The sequence below is a fragment of the Staphylococcus capitis subsp. capitis genome (genome assembly GCF_040739495.1).
Taxonomy (GTDB): Bacteria; Bacillota; Bacilli; order Staphylococcales; family Staphylococcaceae; genus Staphylococcus; species Staphylococcus capitis.
Map to the genome: position 1 here is coordinate 1,436,936 of NZ_CP145263.1, position 23,277 is coordinate 1,460,212.

Annotated in this window: 21 protein-coding genes and 4 pseudogenes; 7 read left to right on the forward strand and 18 right to left on the reverse strand. The window is 31.8% G+C overall.

Going from position 1 to position 23,277, the window contains the following annotated elements; genetic code table 11:
* Positions 1-10: 10 nt before the first annotated feature.
* From tkt to sosA, 3 genes are all read right to left on the reverse strand, one after another.
* Positions 11-1,999, reverse strand: a complete 1,989-nt coding sequence (gene tkt / locus V6C74_RS07220; RefSeq protein WP_016898132.1) for a transketolase — start codon at positions 1,997-1,999, stop codon at positions 11-13.
* A 129-nt stretch (positions 2,000-2,128) separates the two neighbouring features.
* Positions 2,129-2,368, reverse strand: coding sequence for a DUF896 domain-containing protein (locus V6C74_RS07225; RefSeq protein WP_002453167.1), 240 nt, complete (start codon positions 2,366-2,368; stop codon positions 2,129-2,131).
* 165 nt (positions 2,369-2,533) lie between these two features.
* Positions 2,534-2,767 (reverse strand): DNA damage-induced cell division inhibitor SosA, encoded by a 234-nt coding sequence (gene sosA, locus V6C74_RS07230; protein ID WP_002453166.1) that lies wholly within the window; start codon positions 2,765-2,767, stop codon positions 2,534-2,536.
* 142 nt (positions 2,768-2,909) lie between these two features.
* Between sosA and lexA the strand changes: the two genes are divergently transcribed.
* Positions 2,910-3,530, forward strand: coding sequence for a transcriptional repressor LexA (lexA, locus tag V6C74_RS07235; protein ID WP_002433936.1), 621 nt, complete (start codon positions 2,910-2,912; stop codon positions 3,528-3,530).
* Positions 3,531-3,750: 220 nt separating this feature from the next.
* On the opposite strand, the gene V6C74_RS07240 is transcribed toward lexA, so the two are convergent.
* From V6C74_RS07240 to V6C74_RS07260, 5 genes are all read right to left on the reverse strand, one after another.
* Positions 3,751-4,767 carry a CAP domain-containing protein gene (locus tag V6C74_RS07240; RefSeq protein ID WP_029625700.1) on the reverse strand — a complete coding sequence of 339 codons (1,017 nt, stop codon included), beginning with the start codon at positions 4,765-4,767 and terminating at the stop codon, positions 3,751-3,753.
* 22 nt (positions 4,768-4,789) lie between these two features.
* Positions 4,790-5,767, reverse strand: coding sequence for a GMP reductase (gene guaC, locus V6C74_RS07245; protein ID WP_002453164.1), 978 nt, complete (start codon positions 5,765-5,767; stop codon positions 4,790-4,792).
* 162 nt (positions 5,768-5,929) lie between these two features.
* On the reverse strand, positions 5,930-6,199 hold the full coding sequence (gene rpsN, locus V6C74_RS07250) for a 30S ribosomal protein S14 (RefSeq protein ID WP_002433763.1): 270 nt from the start codon (positions 6,197-6,199) through the stop codon (positions 5,930-5,932).
* A 188-nt stretch (positions 6,200-6,387) separates the two neighbouring features.
* Entirely contained in the window at positions 6,388-6,537 is a 150-nt protein-coding gene (rpmG, locus tag V6C74_RS07255; protein WP_001831295.1) for a 50S ribosomal protein L33, read from the reverse strand.
* A 94-nt stretch (positions 6,538-6,631) separates the two neighbouring features.
* A complete protein-coding gene (locus V6C74_RS07260) occupies positions 6,632-8,146 on the reverse strand; it encodes a catalase (protein ID WP_002453162.1) in 1,515 nt (504 codons plus the stop codon).
* A 218-nt stretch (positions 8,147-8,364) separates the two neighbouring features.
* Between V6C74_RS07260 and V6C74_RS07265 the strand changes: the two genes are divergently transcribed.
* Both V6C74_RS07265 and V6C74_RS07270 read left to right on the forward strand, forming a co-directional pair.
* Entirely contained in the window at positions 8,365-9,813 is a 1,449-nt protein-coding gene (locus V6C74_RS07265; RefSeq protein WP_002453161.1) for an amino acid permease, read from the forward strand.
* 172 nt (positions 9,814-9,985) lie between these two features.
* A complete protein-coding gene (locus V6C74_RS07270) occupies positions 9,986-10,300 on the forward strand; it encodes a hypothetical protein (RefSeq protein ID WP_002453160.1) in 315 nt (104 codons plus the stop codon).
* A gap of 117 nt (positions 10,301-10,417) precedes the next feature.
* Here V6C74_RS07270 and V6C74_RS07275 read toward each other — a convergent pair whose 3' ends face one another.
* The 4 genes and pseudogenes from V6C74_RS07275 to V6C74_RS07290 all read right to left on the reverse strand — a co-directional run bounded on the left by V6C74_RS07275 (position 10,418) and on the right by V6C74_RS07290 (position 14,546).
* Complete coding sequence (locus tag V6C74_RS07275; RefSeq protein ID WP_002453159.1) at positions 10,418-11,221, reverse strand: Cof-type HAD-IIB family hydrolase; 804 nt, start codon at positions 11,219-11,221, stop codon at positions 10,418-10,420.
* Between the two features lie 63 nt (positions 11,222-11,284).
* Positions 11,285-12,205 (reverse strand): annotated as a pseudogene (gene thrB / locus V6C74_RS07280) (homoserine kinase).
* Positions 12,206-12,214: 9 nt separating this feature from the next.
* A pseudogene (gene thrC, locus V6C74_RS07285) lies at positions 12,215-13,267 on the reverse strand (threonine synthase); the annotation flags it as partial.
* A 5-nt stretch (positions 13,268-13,272) separates the two neighbouring features.
* Positions 13,273-14,546: pseudogene (locus V6C74_RS07290) on the reverse strand (homoserine dehydrogenase).
* A gap of 188 nt (positions 14,547-14,734) precedes the next feature.
* Between V6C74_RS07290 and V6C74_RS07295 the strand changes: the two are divergent.
* A pseudogene (locus V6C74_RS07295) lies at positions 14,735-16,111 on the forward strand (aspartate kinase).
* 67 nt (positions 16,112-16,178) lie between these two features.
* On the opposite strand, the gene V6C74_RS07300 reads toward V6C74_RS07295, so the two are convergent.
* Complete coding sequence (locus tag V6C74_RS07300; protein WP_002453153.1) at positions 16,179-16,772, reverse strand: hypothetical protein; 594 nt, start codon at positions 16,770-16,772, stop codon at positions 16,179-16,181.
* A gap of 333 nt (positions 16,773-17,105) precedes the next feature.
* On the opposite strand from V6C74_RS07300, the gene V6C74_RS07305 reads away from it, so the two are divergent.
* Positions 17,106-17,963 (forward strand): hypothetical protein, encoded by an 858-nt coding sequence (locus tag V6C74_RS07305; protein ID WP_103175548.1) that lies wholly within the window; start codon positions 17,106-17,108, stop codon positions 17,961-17,963.
* Between the two features lie 247 nt (positions 17,964-18,210).
* On the opposite strand, the gene V6C74_RS07310 is transcribed toward V6C74_RS07305, so the two are convergent.
* Complete coding sequence (locus V6C74_RS07310) at positions 18,211-18,747, reverse strand: thermonuclease family protein (protein ID WP_002453151.1); 537 nt, start codon at positions 18,745-18,747, stop codon at positions 18,211-18,213.
* A 159-nt stretch (positions 18,748-18,906) separates the two neighbouring features.
* Here V6C74_RS07310 and V6C74_RS07315 point away from each other — a divergent pair, with 159 nt between their 5' ends.
* Entirely contained in the window at positions 18,907-19,095 is a 189-nt protein-coding gene (locus V6C74_RS07315) for a hypothetical protein (RefSeq protein ID WP_016898127.1), read from the forward strand.
* Positions 19,096-19,628: 533 nt separating this feature from the next.
* Positions 19,629-19,814: a hypothetical protein gene (locus V6C74_RS07320; RefSeq protein WP_002453149.1), complete on the forward strand. Its 186-nt coding sequence runs from the start codon at positions 19,629-19,631 to the stop codon at positions 19,812-19,814.
* Positions 19,815-19,830: 16 nt separating this feature from the next.
* On the opposite strand, the gene V6C74_RS07325 is transcribed toward V6C74_RS07320, so the two are convergent.
* Genes V6C74_RS07325 through V6C74_RS07340 form a run of 4 tightly spaced genes read right to left on the reverse strand, consistent with a single transcriptional unit; the run spans position 19,831 to position 23,137 of the window.
* Positions 19,831-20,433 carry a response regulator transcription factor gene (locus V6C74_RS07325; RefSeq protein WP_002453148.1) on the reverse strand — a complete coding sequence of 201 codons (603 nt, stop codon included), beginning with the start codon at positions 20,431-20,433 and terminating at the stop codon, positions 19,831-19,833.
* Entirely contained in the window at positions 20,430-21,530 is a 1,101-nt protein-coding gene (locus V6C74_RS07330) for a sensor histidine kinase (protein WP_029625699.1), read from the reverse strand. The genes V6C74_RS07325 and V6C74_RS07330 overlap by 4 nt, the downstream gene beginning before the upstream one ends.
* Positions 21,531-22,262, reverse strand: coding sequence for an ABC transporter permease (locus V6C74_RS07335; RefSeq protein ID WP_002453146.1), 732 nt, complete (start codon positions 22,260-22,262; stop codon positions 21,531-21,533).
* Positions 22,262-23,137: an ABC transporter ATP-binding protein gene (locus V6C74_RS07340; RefSeq protein WP_002453145.1), complete on the reverse strand. Its 876-nt coding sequence runs from the start codon at positions 23,135-23,137 to the stop codon at positions 22,262-22,264. Before V6C74_RS07340 ends, V6C74_RS07335 begins: the two co-directional genes overlap by 1 nt.
* Positions 23,138-23,277 lie beyond the last annotated feature (140 nt).

The following is a 23,277-nucleotide window of genomic DNA, read 5'->3' on the forward strand; positions in this document are numbered from 1 at the left end:
TTTAAAAATATTAGAATGTACGAATTTGATTTAATATATTTTCTTTAGTGAATCCATATTTTTCAACTACTAAATCACCAGGTGCACTTGCGCCAAAACCATCAATACCAATAACTTTACCTTCTGTTCCAACATATTTATGCCAACCTAAAGGTGATGCCATTTCAATAGCTACACGCTTAGTGATTGAGGCTGGTAATACAGATTCTTTATAATCATCTGATTGTTTATCAAATGCAAACCAGTTCGGCATTGATACGACTCTAACACCTTTTCCTTGTTTGTCTAAATCTTTGGCAGCTTCTACTGCTAAACTAACTTCTGAACCAGATGCCAATAATAAGTATTCAGGTTCTTTTTCTGTTTCAAATACTACATAAGCACCTTTACGGACCCCTGCTTCTATTGTTTCTTCAGCAACATCTAAAGTTGGTAAGTTTTGACGTGTTAAAACTAGAGAAGTTGGTGTTTGTTCTGATTCTAATGCTACTTCCCATGCTACACGTGTTTCATTACCGTCTGCTGGTCGGATAACATTCATATTAGGAATAGCACGTAAGCCTGCTAATTGTTCAATCGGTTCATGTGTAGGACCATCTTCACCAACAGCTATTGAATCATGTGTAAAAATAAATGTTGAGTTAAGACCCATGATAGCTGATAAGCGTAATGCAGGTTTTAAGTAGTCACTAAATACGAAGAATGTTGCTGCATAAGGGTGTAATCCACCATGAGCAGCCATACCGTTCACTGCTGCACCCATCGCAAATTCACGAACACCGAACCACACATTTTTACCTTCAGGTGTTTCTTTATCATAATCTTTAGCCTCTTTAACATTAGACTTATTAGAACCTGCTAAATCAGCAGAACCTCCGAAGAACGATGGCACTGTTTGACTAAGTTTTTGAATAATTTCTCCAGAATCTGCTCTTGATGCTCCTTTATGATCTAAATCATATTTAGGTAACTCTTTTTCATAGCCTTGAGGTAATTTACCACTAATAGCTAACTTAAATTCTTCTGCTAATTCAGGATATTCCTTACTATATTCTTCTAATTTGGCTTTCCAAGCATCTTCATTTTCGTTCGCACGTTTTAACATTGAAGTTTGGAAGATTTCGTAAACCTCGTCAGGTACATTGAATCGTTGTTCAGGATCAAGTCCATAAGCTTCAAAAGTAAGTTTTCTTTCATCTTCGCCTAATGGAGCTCCATGTACTCCATTTGAACCAGCTTTATTTGGAGAACCGAAACCGATAACTGTTTTAACTTCAATAATAGTTGGACCTTGTTGTGATTTAGCTTTATTAATAGCATTATCAATTTCTTCTAAATCATTGCCATCTTTAACTAAAATATAATTCCAACCATATGCTTCAAATCTAGATTGTGTATCTTCTGAGAAAGACTTATTTAAATCTCCATCAAGTGAAATATCGTTAGAATCGTATAAAACGATTAACTTATCTAATTGATTATGACCAGCAAATGATGCAGCTTCATGCGAAATCCCTTCCATTAAATCTCCATCTGAAGCTAAAACGTATGTGTAATGGTCAACCATATTAAAATTATCTTTATTAAATTTACCAGCTAAGTGATCTTCAGCAAGTGCCATTCCCACTGACATTGCGAATCCTTGACCTAGTGGCCCAGTTGTTACTTCTACTCCATCTGTATGTCTAAACTCTGGATGACCTGGAGTTTTAGAACCCCATTGTCTAAATTGTTTTAGTTCTTCTAATTCTAAACTACCTGATACATGTAATAAACTATATAGTAAGGCAGACCCATGTCCTGCTGAAAGAATAAATCTATCCTTATTAAAATAATCTTTAGATTGGGGGTTAAAATTAAGATGACGTGTCCATAATGTATACGCCATAGGGGCAGCTCCCATTGGTAAACCAGGGTGTCCTGAATTTGCTTTCTCGATAGCATCAATACTAAGTGCACGTATTGTGTCGATAGCCAATTGGTCTTTTTCGTTAAACATCGTTGTGTCTTCCCTTCTTCAAATAATATCTAAATATAATTATAACTTATTTTAATTTAAAATGATAAAGAAAAATCTGATAAATTAGCTCCTAATAAATGTTCAAGAACTACCCTGAACGATCTTATTTCACTCTTTATTATTTTTATTAGATTGAATTTTTTTAACCTTTTCAGGTGTAACATCATTTCCTTCAGGATCTATCACTTTAGTATTTTCAAGTTGTTGCTTGAACCCTTTTCTAAATGATTCTAAATATTGCTTTCTTAATTTAGATTGCTCCTTAGCTTCATCTTCTGTTAAACCTTTTTCTTTCTTTTTTTTAGCTAGTTCATTGATTCTATCTATATTTAAATCTTTCTTAGACATCATCGTCACGCTCCTTGTTAATTTTAAAAACAAAATGTGTAAAACTTTAAAAATCTATATGATTCCCTACATTAAATTCTTGTGTAGAATATATCAAAAAAATGAGCATAACCAAATAGTTACGCTCATCATCGATACTTACTCAACGTATATTTTTAAAACTTACTAGTTAACTAAAGCGAACACTTTATTGTCATTCTGTTCGCTATTTTGTTTGTCTTCAACTTTATAATTTGATTTATTATTATCCTGTTGATGAATTTCATGATCAGTCATTTCGTACGTTTGTTCTGAGTGCGCACTTTGATTTACACTTAAAAAGAATGTTAGGAACACCATGCAAGAGATGAGTACTACAGCTATATATAATAAAAACTTTTGTTTTGTCTTAATTAACATTAATCTCACTCCTAGAACGTTTGTTTGTATATTTAATTTATCAGAACTAATGTTCTCTGTCAACATCAAAACGAACAAACGTTTGTTTTGAAAGAAGATTAATGCTATAATATACTTAAATAAAATTAGGGAGTGCCTATATATGAGAGAATTAACTAAACGACAAAGTGAGATTTATGATTACATTAAACACATCGTACAAACCAAGGGTTATCCACCTAGTGTTAGAGAAATAGGTGAAGCTGTAGGCTTAGCATCAAGTTCAACAGTACACGGACATTTATCCAGATTAGAAGAAAAAGGTTATATTCGAAGAGACCCTACTAAACCTAGAGCCATTGAAATAGTTAGCGAACAACTAGAGGAAGTTAATGTTGAAGAAACTATTCATGTACCTGTTATAGGTAAAGTTACTGCCGGTGTTCCTATTACGGCAGTTGAGAACATCGAAGAGTATTTCCCGTTACCCGAACACTTAACTTCAACACACAATAGTGATATTTTCATTCTAAATGTAGTAGGAGAAAGTATGATTGAAGCTGGTATTTTAGATGGCGATAAAGTAATTGTGAGAAGCCAAACGATAGCTGAAAATGGCGATATTATAGTAGCAATGACAGAAGACGAAGAAGCTACAGTTAAACGTTTCTATAAAGAGAAAAATCGTTATCGATTACAACCTGAAAATAGTACTATGGATCCTATTTATTTAGATAACGTTATTGTTGTTGGTAAAGTCATAGGATTATACAGAGAAATGTAACTATCAATTTCTCTCTAATTAAGACCTCCTATAAAAAATCTCATATTGAATATATAAAAAGACAAGGTAGTTTTTCGTACTACCTTGTCTTTTGTTTAGAATCTTTGTTTAAAACGTCTTTTATTTTATCTAGTATATCGGGTTGTTTCTCTTTATTCGTTTTCATGTTTATCTACATCCTTACGAACATTGTTTACCCTTATTCACTTAAGATAAACTTTTACTCTGTATAATTCTCAGTCCAAAATGGCTGTTTCTCTTTATTAAAGTCGACACCTACACCTAAATTTCGATAATGGGTATTAAGTATATTCTTTCTATGTCCTAATGAATTCATTAACCCTTCATGAGCATAAATACTATTAACTTGGCCATAAGCAAGATTTTCTCCAGCTGCATTAAAATCAATATTATCACTTTTCAATCTATCGAAAGGAGAATGCCCTTTATTGTCAGTGTGATCGAAGAAGTTATTTTTAGACATATTTTTACTATGTTTTCTAGCAGTATTTGAAATTTTGCTTGAATAACTTAATGTATTTAGACTATGTTGCTTTCTTTCCGAGTTAACTATATCAAAATTTTGTAATTCAAAGCTTTTTTCTAATTCTTTAGATGGTGCTCCATATTGTTGACGTATGCGATTTTCCATATTCTCACTTACTTGTAATAACGCAGTCACTCCACTACTTTGATGTTTATCGTAAAAAACTGTTGTATAAATATGATCTTTATGGAAAACATCGTATTCGTTGTTTGTTACCTCAAAACGATATCGCCTTTTATTAATATATTTTATCGGACTACCTAACCGATCTCTTACAGTTTCTTTAGGAGTAGCGTATTTAATTTTAGATTTTGAAGAAATTATATTTTGATTAGAATACATGGCATTAACGTGATTTTTTATATAACTAATCATAATAAAATGATCATAATCTTCATTATAATATGTGTACCACTTAGTTCCATATTCATTAGAAGTAATACGTTTTTCTTTACCTAATTCACTTTCAACGGTTTTCTTAGACATATTCATTTGGATATTATTTAGTGCAAACTCTTGTTTTCTAGGAACAGATAATGATTTATCATTACCATTTAAATCGTTATTAATCCAAGTATCAACTTGTTGTCGCACTTCCTTTTGAAAATGTACTAATGGCTGAGCTTCTTTAATGGGTGTGAAAATAACAATACATAATAAAACTACAACGAATAATAGAAATCTTTTAATTTTTTACACCTACTATTTAAACTTAGTCTCTATCACCATTGAAAATTGAGTTTCTCACGATAACATAGTCTACAGTTCTTAATGATTTTAAATCTTTACCACCGGCATAAGATATAGAACTTTGTAAATCTTGTTGCATTTCAATTAAAGTATCTTTAAGTGAACCTTTATGTTCGACAAACATTTTTTTACCTTCAACATTTTTATGTTCGCCTTTTTGGAATTCTGAAGCACTTCCAAAATATTCTTTATATTTCTTACCTTCAAGTTCAACTGTCTCTCCTGGTGACTCTTCGTGTGCAGCGAACAACGAGCCAATCATTACCATTGATGCACCAAAACGAATTGATTTAGCTATATCACCATGAGTTCTTAAACCACCATCAGCAATGATAGGTTTGCGAGCAGCTTTACTACAAATGTTTAGCGCAGCTAATTGCCAACCTCCAGTACCAAAGCCTGTTTTGATTTTAGTTATACAAACACGACCTGGACCAATACCAACTTTTGTTGCATCAGCGCCAGCATTTTCAAGCTCTCTAACGCCTTCAGGTGTGCCAACATTACCAGCAATAACGAAACTTTGAGGTATGTGGTTTTTAATATGTTTAATCATATTGATAACTGAATCTGAATGACCGTGCGCAATATCAATCGTGATATATTCTGGAACTAAAGATTTCGAAGCGAGTTCTTCTATGAATTTAAATTCATTTTCTTTTACTCCAACAGAGATAGAAGCGAATAGTCCATCATCTTGCATTTTTTTAATAAATGGAATTCTAGCTTCTTCATCAAAGCGATGCATAATATAAAAATAGTCATTTTGAGCGAACCATTGTGCAAGTTCTTCATTCATTACTGTCTGCATATTGGCCGGAACCACTGGTAATTTAAATGTGCGTGGTCCGAACTTAATTGAAGTATCACATTCAGAGCGGCTATTAACAATACATTTATTTGGTATTAATTGTATATCTTCATAGTCAAAAATCTTCATTTTATGTCTTTTGCCCCTTACAATTAAAAATTTTAATTGGATAATACTTTAAAACCGAATAATCATATTAAATTTGCACATATTATTCAGTTATTCTTTATCCTTACTAACTGTACATTGTTTTTTTACTAATGTAAATGGACAAAAGACATAAATTCTTTTTTACCAGCTTGATTTTTTTACGCCAGGGATTTGACCTTTATGTGCATGTTCTCTAAAAGCAATTCGAGACATTTCAAATTTGCGTAAAACACCTCTTGGACGCCCTGTCACTTTACATCTTCTAGTTAATCTTGTAGGTGATGAATCTCTAGGAAGTTTCCTAAGCGCTTCATAATCACCTTTGGCTTTTAGTTCTTTACGTAATTCATAATATTTATTTACAAGTTCTTCCCTTTTTTGTTCTTTAACTACTTTAGATTTTTTTGCCATTTAATTTAACCTCTTTTCTATAATCGTAATTATTACGATTTATAGAATAACATATATTACGATTTATACAAGGAAAAGTTCTGAAGTTAATAAAACTTTATTTATAATTTTTCAATAAAAAAGCCTCTCCTATTTAAATAATAGGAGAGACAAAAAATTTCAAATTGTCGTATTTGAAAGATAAGAAATTATTTAGTTTCACGATGTAACGTATATTTATTTAATCTAGGACAATATTTTTTCATTTCAATACGTTCTGGATTATTACGTTTATTTTTAGTTGTAATATAGTTACGATCGCCACATTCTGTGCAAGCTAAAGTAATATTTACGCGCACGTTAAACACCCTTTCTAATGTTGTTAGGAATTCTTACGATTTAAGATTTTATCATAATTTATGTCAACGTGCAATCTTATCTTTTCCAAATATATTATTTGAAGTTTTCGTAAGTTTCATCTTCTTCAGTTTCTAAATCGATTTGATTAATATCAATACCTAAAGCTTTAGCTACACCTTTACCATAATCAGGATCTGCTTTATAACAATGACGAATATGACGTACTTTAACGTCTTCAGTTACCCCGTCCATTGCATTAGCTGTGTTAGTAAAGATACGTTCTTTTGCATCATCTGATTGTAGTCTGAATAACTTGCCTGGTTGTTCGAAATAATTGTCATCGTCTTGACGGAAATTATATTCATATCCATCGCCATCTACAGGGAATGATGGTTTTTTGAACTCAGGTTGAGAATCATATACGCCTTGGTTATTTGGATAATAGTGAGGTCCGCCACCTTGGTTGTTATCTAAGAAACGCATTTGACCATCACGACTGAATGGGCATAAGTTTTCAACTCCAACTCCTTTAGGTTGGTTGACAGGAATTTGCCAATGATTGACACCTAAACGATATCTCTGAGCGTCTCCATAAGAGAATAGTCGTCCTTGTAACATTTTATCTGGAGAAAAATCTAATCCCGGTACTATATTTGTTGGCGCAAAAGCAGCCTGTTCTACATCTAAGAAATAGTTTTCAGGATTGCGATTTAATTCAAATTCTCCAACTTCAATTAAAGGATAATCATCTTTGTACCATACTTTAGTTAAGTCAAATGGATTGTGTGGATGGTTTTTAGCTTGTTCTTCTGTCATCACTTGGATATACATTTTCCATTTAGGATAATCGCCTTGTTCAATGGCATTAAATAGATCTCGTTGAGATGAATCTCTATCTCCACCTACAATTTCAGCGGCTTCTTCATCAGTATAATTTTCAATGCCTTGTTGTGTTCTAAAGTGGTATTTCACCCATACACGTTCTCCCGCATCATTATACATTGAATAAGTATGTGAGCCGAAACCATGCATGTTACGGAAACCTTTAGGCATACCACGGTCTGACATTAGAATAGTTACTTGATGTAAAGATTCTGGAACACCAGTCCAAAAATCCCAGTTATTTTGAGGACTTCTCATGTTTGTACGTGGATCTCTCTTAACAGCACGATTTAAACTAATGAATAATTTAGGATCTCTAAAGAAGAACACTGGAGTATTATTCCCAACCAAATCCCAGTTACCATCCTCAGTATAGAATTTTAATGCGAATCCACGAATATCTCTTTCTAAGTCAGCAGCTCCACGTTCACCTGAAACTGTTGAAAAACGCGCAAACATTTCTGTTTGTTTGCCAACTTCAGAGAAGATTTTAGCATTTGTATATTGAGTAATGTCATTTGTTACAGTAAAAGTACCGAAAGCTCCAGAACCCTTTGCGTGCATACGTCTCTCAGGAATAACTTCTCTATCAAAATGTGACATTTGTTCTAAGTAATAAACATCTTGCATCAATAATGGACCACGTGGCCCTGCTGTCATACTATTTTCTCTATCTGATACTGGTGCACCAAATAGTCCAGTTAATCTACCATCTTGTTTAGACATGACTAGCTCCCCCTCATATTTTCTTATTTGTAATAATTATAATGTAATATATATTTTAAATAAACCCGTTTTGAATAGCAACTAAACGCATTTCCTATTTAAAATAAAATTTCAGAAAATTTTTAAACATTTTCGCTTTAAAGTGCTAAAAAGTTATTGAATACTCAACTCAAAAAGATTAAAATGGTGGATATATTTAAATAGATGGGAGACACCATATGGAAGATAACAATATGAAACGTGGACTCAATTCGAGACACATATCCATGATTGCAATTGGTGGCGCTATCGGAACGGGATTATTTGTTGCAACTGGTAGTGTAATTTCGCAAGCAGGTCCCGGTGGCGCTATATTAGCTTATATACTAATAGGGATTATGCTTTACTTTTTAATGTCATCTATTGGAGAATTGGCAACTTTTTACCCAGTATCAGGATCATTTAGTTCTTACTCAACGCGCTTTGTTGATCCATCTCTAGGTTTCACGATGGGATGGCTATATTGGGGAATGTGGTCACTCGTTACAAGTGTAGACGTTATTGTAGCATCGAATGTCCTCCAATTCTGGGACGTATTTAAAGTACTTAGTCCTCTAGTTTGGAGTTTAATATTTTTAACTTTTATTTTCTTAATTAATATCTTTTCAGTCAAAGCTTTTGGAGAAACGGAATTTTGGTTATCACTTATCAAAGTAATAACAATAATTGTTTTTATCATCTTTGGCGTATTAATGATATTTGGTATATTAGGTGGCCATTCTTATGGTTTTGAAAATTATACTAAAGGTCAAGCACCATTTGTGGGTGGTATATCAGGAATACTAAGCGTATTACTAGTAGCTGGTTTCTCTGTAGGTGGAACTGAAGTCGTCGCAGTTACCGCAGGCGAATCAAATAATCCTCAGAAATCGATGCCTAAAGCTATCAAACAAGTATTTTGGAGAATTCTTTTATTCTATGTATTATCTATCGCTGTGATAGCAGCTATTATACCTTATACAGATCCTTTATTATTAAATGAGCATGAATCTGTTTCCCAAAGTCCGTTTACTATCGTATTTGATAGAATTGGAATCGCATTTGCTGCATCTGTCATTAATGCGGTTATCTTAACTTCATTATTATCAGCAGCAAATTCAGGAATCTATACTACGAGTAGAATGCTATTTTCTCTAAGCGCCGATGGCCAAGCTCCTAAATTTTTCGGCAAATTAAATCAACAAACGAAATTACCTATTCGTGCGTTAGTCACAACATACATTCTTATAATACTTGTTATAGTATATGCAAATTTCAATGCAAATGCTGTGTTTAATCTATTAAACATAATTGGTTCAATGGTTATTGTAGTGTGGGGATCAAGTATTTGGTCTCAAATTAGATTGCGTCGCGCCATTAAACGTCAAGGTAAAAATCCTGATGAATTACTACCTTATAAAGCACCGTTTTATCCAATAGGAGCAGTTATAGTAATTATTACATTATTTTTTTTACTATTAGGTAATTCTTACGGTAGTATTATTACTGGAGATTTTTTAAGTGTTTTAAGAAACTTTGCACCTATTATTATTCTTGCAATTATTTATTTCGTGCATAAATTACTTAAACGCACGCATTTTGTAAAATTAGAAGAAATGGATTTAACTTCTCACAATTATAAAAATTAATTTTATAAGCGATAGTTCTTTATAAGAATTGTCGCCTTTTTATCTTATTTCTTTCATTAATCGATTGAATTCTTTTTAGAAAATAAACTTCTTTCATAGCAACTTTGAATATTTTATGTTTAAAAGTAATCATGTATAATATAAGTAATAAAAAGGTTTAGAGGTGGATAACATGGTTGGACAAACTAACTTATTCGATGATGTTATAAAACAAGATGAACGTTTTGTCATTGTGGTTCAAGCCCTTGAAGAAAAAAATGGTAATTTACTAAAACACACGTTAAGGGAATACCCTAGTTTAAAACATGATCAAATGAATGATTTATTTACACATCTCAAAGATGTATTTTTGGAAGAACCCTTTGAAGACAATCAATCAGCTTTTACTATTACAGTATATACAAACCTTGATTACGCTGCTGACCAAGTTTATGCACACGTCAAACGTTACAAAGGTAAACATGATTGGACACACACTGCCAAATAAAATAAGTCAAATATCAAATTATGATAATACAAAAATATGGACTGGCAAGATTAACACCTCTTACCAGTCCTTTTAATTATGTTTAAAGCTATATTTTTAGCAATTTTTTATTGTTAATCAAATCAATTTCTTCAACATATGAGGAATACCTTCTGAGTCATTATCCAAGGTAACTTCATCGGCACTCTCTTTAAGTTCTTCACTAGCATTACCCATCGCAACGGAATAGCCAGCAACCTCAAACATAGATTGATCATTTAAACTATCTCCAAACACCACTACTTCTTCTAGATTAATATTCTCTTTTTTGCATAGTGCTTTAATAGCATTTCCTTTGGAGACATCTTTAGCCATAAACTCTAAGAAAAATGGTTTACTAGTCGTTACATCTATATCCTTATTGAAAAAACCATTTAAATCTATACGTGCTTCAGTAATGTTACCTACATAATCTACGCCCATCACTTTAGGAACATCACGAGAAATATAAGATTTAATATCTTTAACTCTTTTCATAGGTAGCCCTGTCAATTCAGATTCAATATTCATATATTCGTGATCGCTATCATGGATAATATAACCGTTATCATACGTTAAAACTAGAAAGCCTCGTTCTCTACAATAATCTACAATTAAATCAAAATTATCTTTCGAAACTGTTTTACTTACTTCAACTTCTTCATTAGACATTTTGATTGTTTTACCACCATTGTAGCTAATAATAAAACTCTCATTATGATTTAACTGCAATTCTCTAGCTACTGGAATCATCCCTTCCGTAGGTCTACCAGATGCTAAAACTACGCTATATCCTTTATCTTGAATATCAATCAAATATGATTTAGTTTCGGGTGACACTTCATTGTCGCTATTCATTAGAGTATCATCCATATCCAAAACTACCATTTTAAATTTACTCATATAGCAAAAGAACTCCTTCCGTGACTTAATCAAAAATCATTCTTATCCATATTTTACAATAATTTAGGACTTTAGGTACACAACTTCTTCTATAACGCCGCTCTCATTAATTGTAGCAAGTTCAGAGGTACAATGAGTTATTTGATCTCTTAGTACTCTAACTAATTCACCACTACGTTCTCTACGGCTTAAAGTTAAAATTGTAGGACCTGCACCGCTGATGACAGTTGCATATGCTTCGTGTTGTCGCGATAGTTGACGAACTTCTTCAAACTCTGGAATAAGATGCTGTCTAAATGGTTCATGAAACCCATCTTGTTCCATCATTTTACCTGCTAACTCATATTTATGTTGAATTAAAGCACATATCATAGTATTACTAATCGCACTATTTTGTACTGCTTTTCTGTAGGAAAAGGTTTCAGGCAAGGCATTTCTAGAGTCTTCAGTACGTAATTCGTAAGGCGGGATTGTTAAAATAATATCAACCTTAGGTACATCAATACGCGTAACATCTGTTACTTTAGTGTCCGGATTATAATATCCAGAGATGAGTCCGCCATAGATTGTTGGAGCAACATTGTCAGGATGACCTTCAATTTCAGTAGCTAATTGTAATAACTCGTATTGCGATAATTGAATATTACCAAAATAGTTTGCGATATATAAAGCGTCCACTAGCGCTGAAGCAGAGGAACCTAGTCCTCTAGCTAGTGGGATATCACTTCTCATTTCGATTTGTAAACAAGGTAATGTTACATCATATTTTAATGCAACCTCTTGAGCAACTTTATAGATATAATTACTTTCATCTTTGGGTAATGTTTCTAATTCAGGACTTTAATATAAGAATTCCCAATCATGTCCATCTATTTTTTTAATAGACATGTATAAATATTTATCTAGTGCCATTCCTATTGAATCAAAACCTACGCCTAAATTAGCAGTTGATGCCGGAATTTTAAGTTTCAAAACTTCTTCCATATCAAATTGCCCTTTAATGTATTTGATTATACTGTCCTTGTCATTTGGTAACGGTTGAATTGGGTTATCTAGTAAGGAGATTGCTGTATCTGGGTCTTTTAATCCATTACCAGTTAAAATAGCCACTACTTTTTTACCTTTAGGAAGTTTTCCTGCTCTGTGAAGTTTAATTAAACCTGCGATGGATGCGTTACTTGCTGGCTCACTAAATACACCTTCATTTGTAGTCATTAACTGATAAGCTTCAAGAATTTCGTCATCTGTTACACTATCAATTAATCCATTAGATTCTTCTAACGCTTTAACTGCTTTCTGCCAACTTGCTGGATTACCTATACGGATAGCTGTCGCAACTGTTTCTGGATTTTTAATAACTTTATTTTGAACAATTGGAGCTGCGCCTGCTGCTTGGAAGCCGAATAATTGAGGTAATTGGCTACCTTTTTTCTCATTAAATTCTTTAAAACCTTTCCAATAAGCAGTAATATTCCCAGCATTACCAACAGGAATTGCTAATACGTCTGGAGCTTGTTCTAACTGTTCAACAATTTCAAACGCCCCAGTTTTCTGCCCTTCAATTCTAAAAGGATTCACTGAGTTTACTAATTCAATATCACTATTTTCTTCCGCTATTTCTTTTACAATTTCTAGTGCTTCATCAAAGTTCCCTTCAATTGAAACAATTTCTGCGCCATACATGACAGCTTGCGATAATTTTCCAAGTGCAATCTTACCTTCAGGAATAACTACAATTGCTTTCAAACCTGCTCGTGCAGCATAAGCTGCTGCTGAAGCCGATGTGTTTCCTGTAGATGCACATATCACTATCTTTTTGCCTTGTTCCTTAGCTTTAGTGACCGCCATAACCATGCCACGATCTTTAAATGATCCTGTAGGATTGGCACCTTCATATTTAACATACAACTCTATTTCAAGCTTTTCAGATAACTTTTTACAATAAATAAGTGGCGTACTGCCCTCGTTAAGGGTAATCTGAGGTGTTTCTTCGTTAACTGGTAAATACTCATTAAATTCTTGTACTAATCCTTGCCATCTTTTCATATTTATTAAACTCCTTCTACAGGATAAATCTTTTCAACTTCATATCCTGATTTATTTAGAACATTCTCTGGAGATTGATCCAATCCTGTAATAATCACTGCAACCGTATTATCGTCTCTTTCAACAATTTGAAGAGATTTATGTAACGGCAACTGCGCTTTAATGTCATTCTCGATTTTTTCAACAGTTAATTGATTATTTTGTAAAACAACGTAGTAATTTAACTTTTCTTGGATTACTACTGGTTCTTCCCCATCCATCATCTCTCTTGTTTCATCGGTTTTTAATTCAAAATGAGGTGGCAACGTGTGAAGGTTCGATTCAAAGAATAAAGCAACATTGAGTAAATCACTTACTACAGCACTTCCCGTAGCTAAACTACCGGCACCTTTACCATAAAACATTGTGTCACCTACAGCATCGCCTACAACATAAATGGCGTTATATTCATTTTCAACAGCTGCAAGTTGATGCGTCTTATGAATAAGTGTTGGTTCAACTGAAGCGTGAACATGACCATTTTCATAAGTACCTTTACCAATTAGCTTTATTTTAAAGCCTAATTGATCAGCAGCATTAATATCTGATAATGTAGTTCCACTAATACCAGTTAACTTCACATCATTAAGTTTAATCACTTGGTTAAATGATAGATAAGATGTAATAACAACTTTACGAGCAGCATCGACACCTTCTACATCATCTGTAGGGTCTGCTTCAGCAAACCCTAATCTTTGAGCTTCATCTAAAGCGTCTTCGAAATTTGTTTGCTCGCGTGTCATTTTAGAAAGAATAAAATTAGAAGTTCCGTTCAAAATCCCCATAAATTTTGAAATATTATTAGCGTTCAAACCATTATTAATTGCATTAACAATTGGAATACCACCTGCAACACTTGCTTCAAATTTTAAGGCTACACCATTGCTCTCTGCTAAATCCTCCAACAGTTTTAAATGAACTGCTAATAAATCTTTGTTAGCAGTTATCACGTTTTTTTTTATGCAGTTCTTAACCAATCGACAGTAGGTTCTATACCACCCATAACTTCAACTACAATATCAATTGATTCGTCCCCTAATATCTCATCAATATCTTCAGTTAAATGATATTGGCTAATATTTAATGGACGTTTTTTTGATTTATCACGTACTAAAATATGCTTAATGACAATATCTTTATTGATGGTATCTTTAATTTGTTGCCTATTCTCCTCAATAATTTTTACAACACCTGATCCGACAGTTCCCAAACCAAGTAATGCAATATTCAATTCTTTCATGTATCATACCTCCTATTGTGCTTTTGATAAAAACAATTGTACATTTGAAAAATACTAAATAATGGTTTAGTATAAAATCATTCTTAATTTTTGTAAAGTTCTTAATATTGAAAATATAAATCTATAGTACCATGCTTAATCAGAAAACTGAATAGAATTTTCTGATTTTTTAGAAAGGTTGATAGCTCATGAAAGTTGCTAAATTCGGAGGTAGTTCTGTCTCCAATGCTAAACAAATTAAAAAAGTATTAGATATTGTAAATGAGGACCCTGAGCGCAAGATAATTATCGTTTCTGCCCCAGGAAAAAGAAGTAAAGATGATACTAAAACAACTGATTTACTCATTCGTTTATATGAAAAAGTACTAAATGGTTTAGATTATCAAAGTAAGAAGAAAGAAATTATACAACGTTACGCTGATATTGTAAGAGAGTTAGTGATGGATAAAGAGATATTAACTACCATTGATGAAACGTTAGAACGATACATTAGTCAACTTTATGACAAACCTGCTCGTTTATATGATGCTTTATTATCTTGCGGAGAGGATTTTAATGCGCAATTAATTGCTTCATACAATAATAGTCAAGGTATTCCTACACGATACGTTTCTCCTAAAGAAGCTGGACTCACAGTGACAGATTTGCCACAACAAGCTCAAATTATAGATTCTTCATATGAGGATATTTATAAATTACGTGATTATAATGAAAAGCTTATTATTCCCGGCTTCTTTGGAATTTCAAAAAATGATTATATTGTAACCTTCCCACGAGGTGGTTCAGATATTACTGGCGCTATTATCGCTAGAGGTGTAAAAGCATCACTTTATGAAAATTTCACTGATGTGTCAGGTATTTTCAAAGCAAACCCAACAATAATAGATAAGCCAGAGCTAATTGAAGAAATTACTTATAGAGAAATGCGGGAACTGTCATATGCTGGATTTGGAGTTTTTCATGATGAAGCTCTACAACCTTTATATAAAGATCGAATTCCTGTTGTAATAAAAAATACAAATCGTCCTAGCGATAAAGGTACTTATATTCGTCACGATAGAGAAATTAATTCAGAAAATGTAATTAGCGGTATAAGTTGCGACAAAGGCTTTACAGTTATTAATATTAAGAAGTATTTGATGAATAGGTAGGTTGGATTTACATTAAAAATTCTAGCAGTATTAGAGGAGTTTAATATCTCATTCGATCATATGCCATCTGGTATTGATAATATCAGTATTATTATGCGTACTAATCAGATTAAAGGTAAGGAAAGTCAAGTTTTAAATGAAATAAGAAAACGGTGTGAGGTAGATGAACTAAGCGTTGACCATGACTTATCTATATTAATGATTGTTGGAGAAGGAATGAATCAGGTAGTTGGTACAGCAAGTAAAATCACTCATGCACTTTCAGAGTCTAATATTAACTTGAAAATGATTAACCAAGGGGCTTCTGAAATATCAATGATGTTTGGTATACGAGTTGAAAATGCAGAGAAGGCTGTCCTTTCAACTTATGAATTTTGTTACCATGGTATTTGTCTAAAAAATTTATGTTCATAAAACAAAAAGATTTCTACAATACATATACTACTTTAGTCTATTTTCAGTGTATGTCGTAGAAATCTTTTTATGATATTTTCCTATTATTTATAACCGCTTCTTCAATGCGTTTCTTACCTACTACCAATTTTAAAATATAGAATTGATAATAACTGAGAGAATCAATCACAGCTTTATAATTTGAAAATTGATGATAATTTTGATCATCCATCAAATCATACATTAATACAATTTCAGGTTTGATATAATCTACATTCCAGCTTAATGAATGAAAATAAATATTACTCTTCGGCAAGCGAATCTTACTATCTAATCTAAATATCCACTCATCATTTACTACATCATAAACAAAAATATTGAGAACCATATTTCCATCTTTAAACACTTCGACATGGGCAACTTCAGGTAATGAAAGTTTTTTACTCTGTGGAACTATATTTGCTTTACTATAATATTCTATAGTGAAATCTTTAGGTATAACTTTAAGGATTTCAATTAATTTTTTACGTTCAACGCAAATATCCACTTTGTTAGGTAACTTAAACTCATCATTTAAAAACAATTGCATCGCAACTTCGCCATGAAATTTAAATATATGAGTTGATGTATCCATTAATATCTTCACTATTTGATCTACAGGTTTTTGTGCTTCAATTTTCATTCGTACACCTCTTTAAGCAAGCGCTTTCATAAATTTAATTATACATACGAAAATTACAATTATCAAACGTATATTTGTGAACATTTAGTAAATTAAAATTAAAATTTTTATAAAGAATAGGCTTTGTATAAATATTAAATGTCAAAAAGAGTTATAATACGGTTTTTTGTATATCAATTAAAAATTTAAATTTCTTAAAGTTTTGTAAACATTAAATATAGCGCGAGTACGTTTAAGCATTATTTACACTCATAATCATTGAACTCGAAATTTAAGACGTATATAATTTGTTTTGAAATTAGAATTAAAATTTTAAGATTTGGGTGAATATTTATGTCTGTAACGGTCATTTTATCTGTAATTATAATTATTTTGATTATAGCCATTGTCTTAAATCAAAGATATATGAAAGATAGAGTTGAGACTGAAGAGTACGCTAGAAACCAATTAATCGCTAAAAATTCAACTTTGAGCGAAGAAAATTTAGCTCTAAAGAATCAAATGTTAAGTTCTAATAACGATGTAGGACATCATGCATTTAAAAATGCTAAGCGTGAGTTACAAAAGATTTTGGACCGCTTTAAAGAAAACGGTCGTTTAAAAACATATTCAATTGTTTCTACAAATAATTTAGCTGTAAAGCATCCATTATTTGAATATGCACGATCATTTGATTTTATAATTGTTACTGACGTAGGGCTTATCAATGTCGACGTTAAAAATTGGAACCAAAAAACTTTCTATCATTTCGACGTTCCTGACAAGCATTTTGAAGAGAGAAATCAACCTTATGAAACCGATCAGATTGTAGGTCACTATGTAAGTAGTAGATACCATAGCCAATTCAATACGACATGTACAGGTGTCTATACATTTACAGAAATCTTACAAGATAATCGTGTGATTTACGAATTTTATGACCAAGATCCATACCAACAAGCTGCAAACAATGCTAAAGCATTTAAAGATCAAATAGAATCTGTTTATCAATTTAAGATTCAAAGTATCGGTGTTGTTTACTTCAGCGACGGTAGCGTCAATATTATCGAAGGTTCAGATGAAAGTGATAAATATGTAGATACGGTATCTACTCAATCTTCTCTTGAAAAGGTTATAGAAGATGCTGTACAACTTTCTAAGCACCCTCTCAACAATGTACAAGTACAAAAGATATCTGATAGTTTTAAATAACATATGGAAGCTTAAAAAGAGAGTGGGACAGAAATATAATTTGTCAAAATTATTTTCGTTGTCCCACCCCAACTTGCATTGTTTGTAGAATTTCTTCCAAAAGAAATTCTCTATGTTGGGGCCCCGCGGCAAGGATGACTAGGATTGAAAGAAGCTTGATACAAGCGCACTTTCAATTCAGACATCTACTGCCAATATGTTAAGTGAGGTTGAGACAACGAATTATGTCGCAGCCTCCTTTAATATATTAACTCCATAAGTTCACTTTATTCTGTTTCGCCTCTTCTTGGGCTTTTATAAGAATATTTCTATATTTACCATTTGGAGAATAGTATTTCTCTCTGGCTAATCCTTTTTCAACTAATTCTCTGTTAAACATCCTATTTTTACTTAGCCAAACATAAGCCAAAGTTCGGCCATATCTATCATTTTTTTCTTTATCGTATTCTAAATAAACATACTTATGTGTTAACTCTTTCTTACTATAGTTTGATGCTTCTTTACCATAGGGTTGAACAGGCGTATTTGGTTTAACCGTTTCTGGTGTATCCATACCAATCATTCTAACTTTAATACGCTCGCCATCTTTCTTAGCAAGAAAAGTATCCCCATCTACTACACGTTCAACATAAACTTTATCTTTTCCTTTTAAATCTGCGCTTAGATTTTTTTCATTTGATTGTTTACCGCCAAATGGACCTTCGTGGTTAATAAATTGAAAAAGTATGACTATTATTGCAATTAATGCCACAACAATTAGCGATAATCCTTTTTTTGATTTCATAGCTGTCACCTTACTTCACGTTATATTCTGATTTATGTTAATTAAAATTTAGTTTGGAGTCAATATGAAATTTAAACTGATTCATCATAAGCTTCTATTTATAGTTATTTTTCAAAATGTAAGCTCATGCTATAATATGTAATGTTAGGAGTGAAATAGATGGATTCATCTAATGAAAGCAAGATATCTTTAATCGCAATTATTGTAGCAATAATCATAGGCGTAGTATTACAAATAGTATTTAAATTACCTATCATAGTAAGTGTAGTAGTAGCCATATTACTCGGAATTTTAGTTGGTTTCATTGTATATATTATTCAATCCACGCTAAATAAAAAGAAAAAGTGAAAATCTACTATGTTAAAGAAACCTTAATATTCAATATATAATATTTAAATAATTTCTCTTAATTCCTTAAATTAAATAAAGAGAAGTGTTATTAAATCAATTAAATAAACCAATTTATGATAATAAGGTACTATATGAGCCATACGCAATGCGTATGGCTTTTTTATACACAAAGACTAATACATAAAGTAAACGTAGCTGAAATGATATAAGAAAATTAGATTGATTAGTAAAAAACTAGTCATTCAAAAACACATTAAGTAGTTCTCATTAAATAAATATATTTCCACTGTCTAGAAATCAAACTTAAGTTATTTTTTAAATCAGGAGTAAAAGTAATCTATAGTGGTATAGTTACAGAAACAGTATACTGTCTATTTTTACAACTCATCTATTCAACTTTATTTTATAGAAGGACAAATTTTATAAATGTATCTCAGACATAAAAGTTGTAAGTAGATAAAGTCTAAATTTATCAATAATTATATTGATAATAGCATATTTACAACACTTAATATGGGAGGTACAAAACGATGGAAATTTTAGATTGTATTATCGACACAAATTCAGTCACATATGAGGTAAAGACATCTAAAGGGAAAGTGTTTCAACACACATTGAGTATTGAAACACCCACATATAAAGTTATAGAAATTTTAGCATTATTATCTGATTATGTAGATAAAACTGATCGTCCAAAATTAATAATTAAAAAGTAAGATATTTTATCAAAATTTATATCCACCCTTTATCAATTCCTTTTTTCCATGCATCAAAGCGATTTTCAGAGCACATTTTATCAATAATCGTACTTGTGTAATTACGCACTGTCCCATTAGACAAATAAAGTTTTTCAGCAATTTCTTTACTACTCAACCCATTGCCTATCTCTCTTAATACAACTTGTTCTTTATGCGTTAATGGATTTGACTCAGTAAATAAAGTAGTCATCAATGATGTACTATATTCTTTTTCACCCTTCATCACTTTATAAATCGTATTCACTAAATCTTCTACAGAACGTTCTTTCAACACATAGGCATCTACATCATTGGCAACAGCCTTTTCGAAATAGCCAGGTCGCTTGAATGTCGTAACAATGATAACCCGTGTATTTAATCCTTTAGCTCGAATTTGAGCCAAAATTTCCAACCCAGTCATACCAGGAATCTCAATATCTAAGATTGCCACATCAGGCTGTTTATTTTCGATCAATTGAAGTGCTTCTTCACCATTTTCGATATCGTTTAAAACTTTCATATCCTCATGCATTTCAATAAGTTGTACCATTGCTTGTCTTAACATTAATTGGTCTTCAGCTATCACCAGTGATATCACATTAATTCACTCCTAGGAATTTGAACTGTTATTGTAGTACCTTCATTTGATTGAACTTTAACTTCCCCATTTAAATAAGCGGTACGTTCTTTAATACTTTTAAGCGCGCTTGCCTCGTCATCATTAATCCCTACCCCGTTATCACTCACAATCAATGTCATTTCATGATGCTTCTCTATAATTTCCCCTACAACTTCTGTGGCATTGGCATGTTTAATTACATTATTAATCGCTTCTCTTAATATCATCGATAATATGGATTGTTTGGCCGGATTTAATGACCTTGCAGCACTTTTATTTTTGAAAATAAAATTTAAATTCGCATCGTGAAGAATAGATGCTACAGATGAAACTTCCTCTTCAAATGATTGCACCTTCAAGTCGTCTATAATCGTGCGTACTTTATTAAGTGTCTCTCTTGATAAATCATTAATGGCTCGCATTTCATTTCTAGCTGCTTCTTTGTCGGTATCGAGGAGTTTTGTTGCAAGTTCTGATTTCAACGTTAGACTTGCAAACACATGGCCTAGAGTATCATGGAGATCTTGACCAATGCGATTGCGTTCTTGTTCTGCTATAAGGACATTAATATATTTGTTCTTCTCTTCAAGTTCTTTACGTACCTTACGATCTTTGCGCACTTGAAAATTACCAAACGCAATCATCAATATGACAATATAATATATTATCATCGTATACACATATTCATGATGGGTGATATAGGTGAACAAAGCACATAGTATCATTGTAGTAACAAAACTTATAAATTCTTTTGATTTCACTCCCACATCGAAAATGAAGGGTAATGCAAATGCACTATAAAAAAAGAACATACTTAATAATGGTTCATAAGCATAAACAAAATACATAATGCAGAGATAATGGATAAGCAAAAAGATATATAAATGATTTTTGTTCAACTTAGTGTGAAGTAGAACTAAAATTAAATATGAGATTGTAAAGATAGCTAAAACAATAATATATACCAACATATTATAATGATGTTCATTATAAAATAATCCAAATATCGGAAATATTAAATATACAAGTGAAGAAATTTCACCCATCCTTACTCCAAAACCACGTTTAGATCTCATTTAAGACACATCTTTCTTGTTATTAATAATTAAAGCTATACTAAGGAAAATTATACTATATACTAGTAAAAAACCAAGTGACTCATAATTGATACCTTTATCTTTACCAAAGTCTAACGAGATTTGCTTTAAATGATAGGTAGGCATTTTTTTAGAAATAGTCTGAAGCCAATCTGGAAATGTCTGAACTGGGAACCATAAACCACCTATAATTGCCATTGTCATGTTAAGTAAATTTGCTACACTACTCGCCTTTTGCACATCATTAAATTGTGCAATAATCAATCCTAAAGTTAAAAATAAACTTGCTCCTACCCATAAAACAATTCCAGATAGTAACCAATCTGATAAATTCATGCTTACATCTTTATAAAAATGTGCTGCTGTGAAAATAATTATAATCGCTACTAAAAATTGGCACATAGTTTTTAAAACTTTGACGAGATAGTATTGTGACGGTTTCAAAGGTGTAGACATTAAATGTTTATACCAACCATTGTTTCTCTCCTCAATCATGTCTAGTGGAAATGACAACATACAAAAGTTTAATAAACTAAATACTGTCATACTGTACATATATTCCTTATAAAACGGTTCTTTAGCTTCTTCAGGTAAATCTAATAAAGAAGTAAATAATAGATAAAATCCTAAAGGAAGAAATATAGACATAAATAAATAGAGTTTTTTTCTAAACATTACTTTAATTTCAGTTTTAAAAAATGTGGCTACCATCATTGTGTCACCCTTTCTTGGTCGCTATTATTGGAAAACATAATATCTAATAATGAAGTTTTATGAATTTCAATTTGATTCAAATCAATACGGTATTCAATTAATTTTTGTATAACTGAAGCAACTTGATTCGTTCTAATTTCATAACTATTTTTATAGTTGGTAATCTCAAACTCACTCTTTAAATCTTCAATAATATGTTTACAATTTGACGGTAAAACTACTACTGAATAGCTCTGTTGATTTTTAATGAGTTGAGGAGAATCACTCAATTGAATTCGACCTTTATCTAGAAGAACGACTTGATCAGCCATTCTCTCGACTTCTTCTATGTAATGAGAAGTGTATAGAATCGTGACATTTTGTGATTTAAGATCTTGAATTATTTTCCAGAAATGCTCTCTTGTCTCAATATCCATAGCAGTTGTTGGCTCATCTAAAATTAAAAATTCAGGCTGACCAACGAGTGTTAATGCAAAATCAAGAATACGTTTTTGTCCACCAGATAACTGGCTTGCCATCTGATTCATCTGCGTTTCACTAAATTGAGTAATAGCTAAAAAACGTGTGGTTGAAATCGAATTTGAATAAAAAGATTGGTGAAGTTTGAATAATTCCTTTACTTTGAAGAATTTAGGAAAATTTGTTTTTTGAAATAAAATTGCCATTTTATGATGATTAATCATTTTAGACTTATCAATAATCTCTCCCTTATCACCTTGTAAATTGCCAATTATTATATCTATAAGAGTTGATTTTCCTGCACCATTTTTACCAATTAAAGCCGTACATAAATGTTCCTTAATTTCTAAATTAATGTCATCTAGTACCCTGTTCTTCTTAAATGACTTAGATAAATTTTTAATCTTAATCATAATGTTCACGCCTTTTCTTTAAGATATATACAATTTATCAATTACTAGGTATATAATTTAGTTCATTTTGTCATTATTAGTACGTGACATTTGTCATTTAATTTAATAGTTTACATAATATTGTTATTAGCAACAAAAAA

What these genes read in the sequence shown, in the direction of transcription:
- tkt (WP_016898132.1), bottom strand. Translation starts at nt 1,999, where the DNA reads ATGTTTAACGAAAAAGACCAATTGGCTATCGACACAATACGTGCACTT.
- V6C74_RS07225 (WP_002453167.1), bottom strand. Translation starts at nt 2,368, where the DNA reads ATGTCTAAGAAAGATTTAAATATAGATAGAATCAATGAACTAGCTAAA.
- sosA (WP_002453166.1), bottom strand. Translation starts at nt 2,767, where the DNA reads ATGTTAATTAAGACAAAACAAAAGTTTTTATTATATATAGCTGTAGTA.
- lexA (WP_002433936.1), top strand. Translation starts at nt 2,910, where the DNA reads ATGAGAGAATTAACTAAACGACAAAGTGAGATTTATGATTACATTAAA.
- guaC (WP_002453164.1), bottom strand. Translation starts at nt 5,767, where the DNA reads ATGAAGATTTTTGACTATGAAGATATACAATTAATACCAAATAAATGT.
- rpsN (WP_002433763.1), bottom strand. Translation starts at nt 6,199, where the DNA reads ATGGCAAAAAAATCTAAAGTAGTTAAAGAACAAAAAAGGGAAGAACTT.
- V6C74_RS07260 (WP_002453162.1), bottom strand. Translation starts at nt 8,146, where the DNA reads ATGTCTAAACAAGATGGTAGATTAACTGGACTATTTGGTGCACCAGTA.
- V6C74_RS07265 (WP_002453161.1), top strand. Translation starts at nt 8,365, where the DNA reads ATGGAAGATAACAATATGAAACGTGGACTCAATTCGAGACACATATCC.
- V6C74_RS07270 (WP_002453160.1), top strand. Translation starts at nt 9,986, where the DNA reads ATGGTTGGACAAACTAACTTATTCGATGATGTTATAAAACAAGATGAA.
- V6C74_RS07275 (WP_002453159.1), bottom strand. Translation starts at nt 11,221, where the DNA reads ATGAGTAAATTTAAAATGGTAGTTTTGGATATGGATGATACTCTAATG.
- V6C74_RS07300 (WP_002453153.1), bottom strand. Translation starts at nt 16,772, where the DNA reads ATGAAAATTGAAGCACAAAAACCTGTAGATCAAATAGTGAAGATATTA.
- V6C74_RS07305 (WP_103175548.1), top strand. Translation starts at nt 17,106, where the DNA reads ATGTCTGTAACGGTCATTTTATCTGTAATTATAATTATTTTGATTATA.
- V6C74_RS07310 (WP_002453151.1), bottom strand. Translation starts at nt 18,747, where the DNA reads ATGAAATCAAAAAAAGGATTATCGCTAATTGTTGTGGCATTAATTGCA.
- V6C74_RS07315 (WP_016898127.1), top strand. Translation starts at nt 18,907, where the DNA reads ATGGATTCATCTAATGAAAGCAAGATATCTTTAATCGCAATTATTGTA.
- V6C74_RS07320 (WP_002453149.1), top strand. Translation starts at nt 19,629, where the DNA reads ATGGAAATTTTAGATTGTATTATCGACACAAATTCAGTCACATATGAG.
- V6C74_RS07330 (WP_029625699.1), bottom strand. Translation starts at nt 21,530, where the DNA reads ATGAGATCTAAACGTGGTTTTGGAGTAAGGATGGGTGAAATTTCTTCA.
- V6C74_RS07335 (WP_002453146.1), bottom strand. Translation starts at nt 22,262, where the DNA reads ATGGTAGCCACATTTTTTAAAACTGAAATTAAAGTAATGTTTAGAAAA.
- V6C74_RS07340 (WP_002453145.1), bottom strand. Translation starts at nt 23,137, where the DNA reads ATGATTAAGATTAAAAATTTATCTAAGTCATTTAAGAAGAACAGGGTA.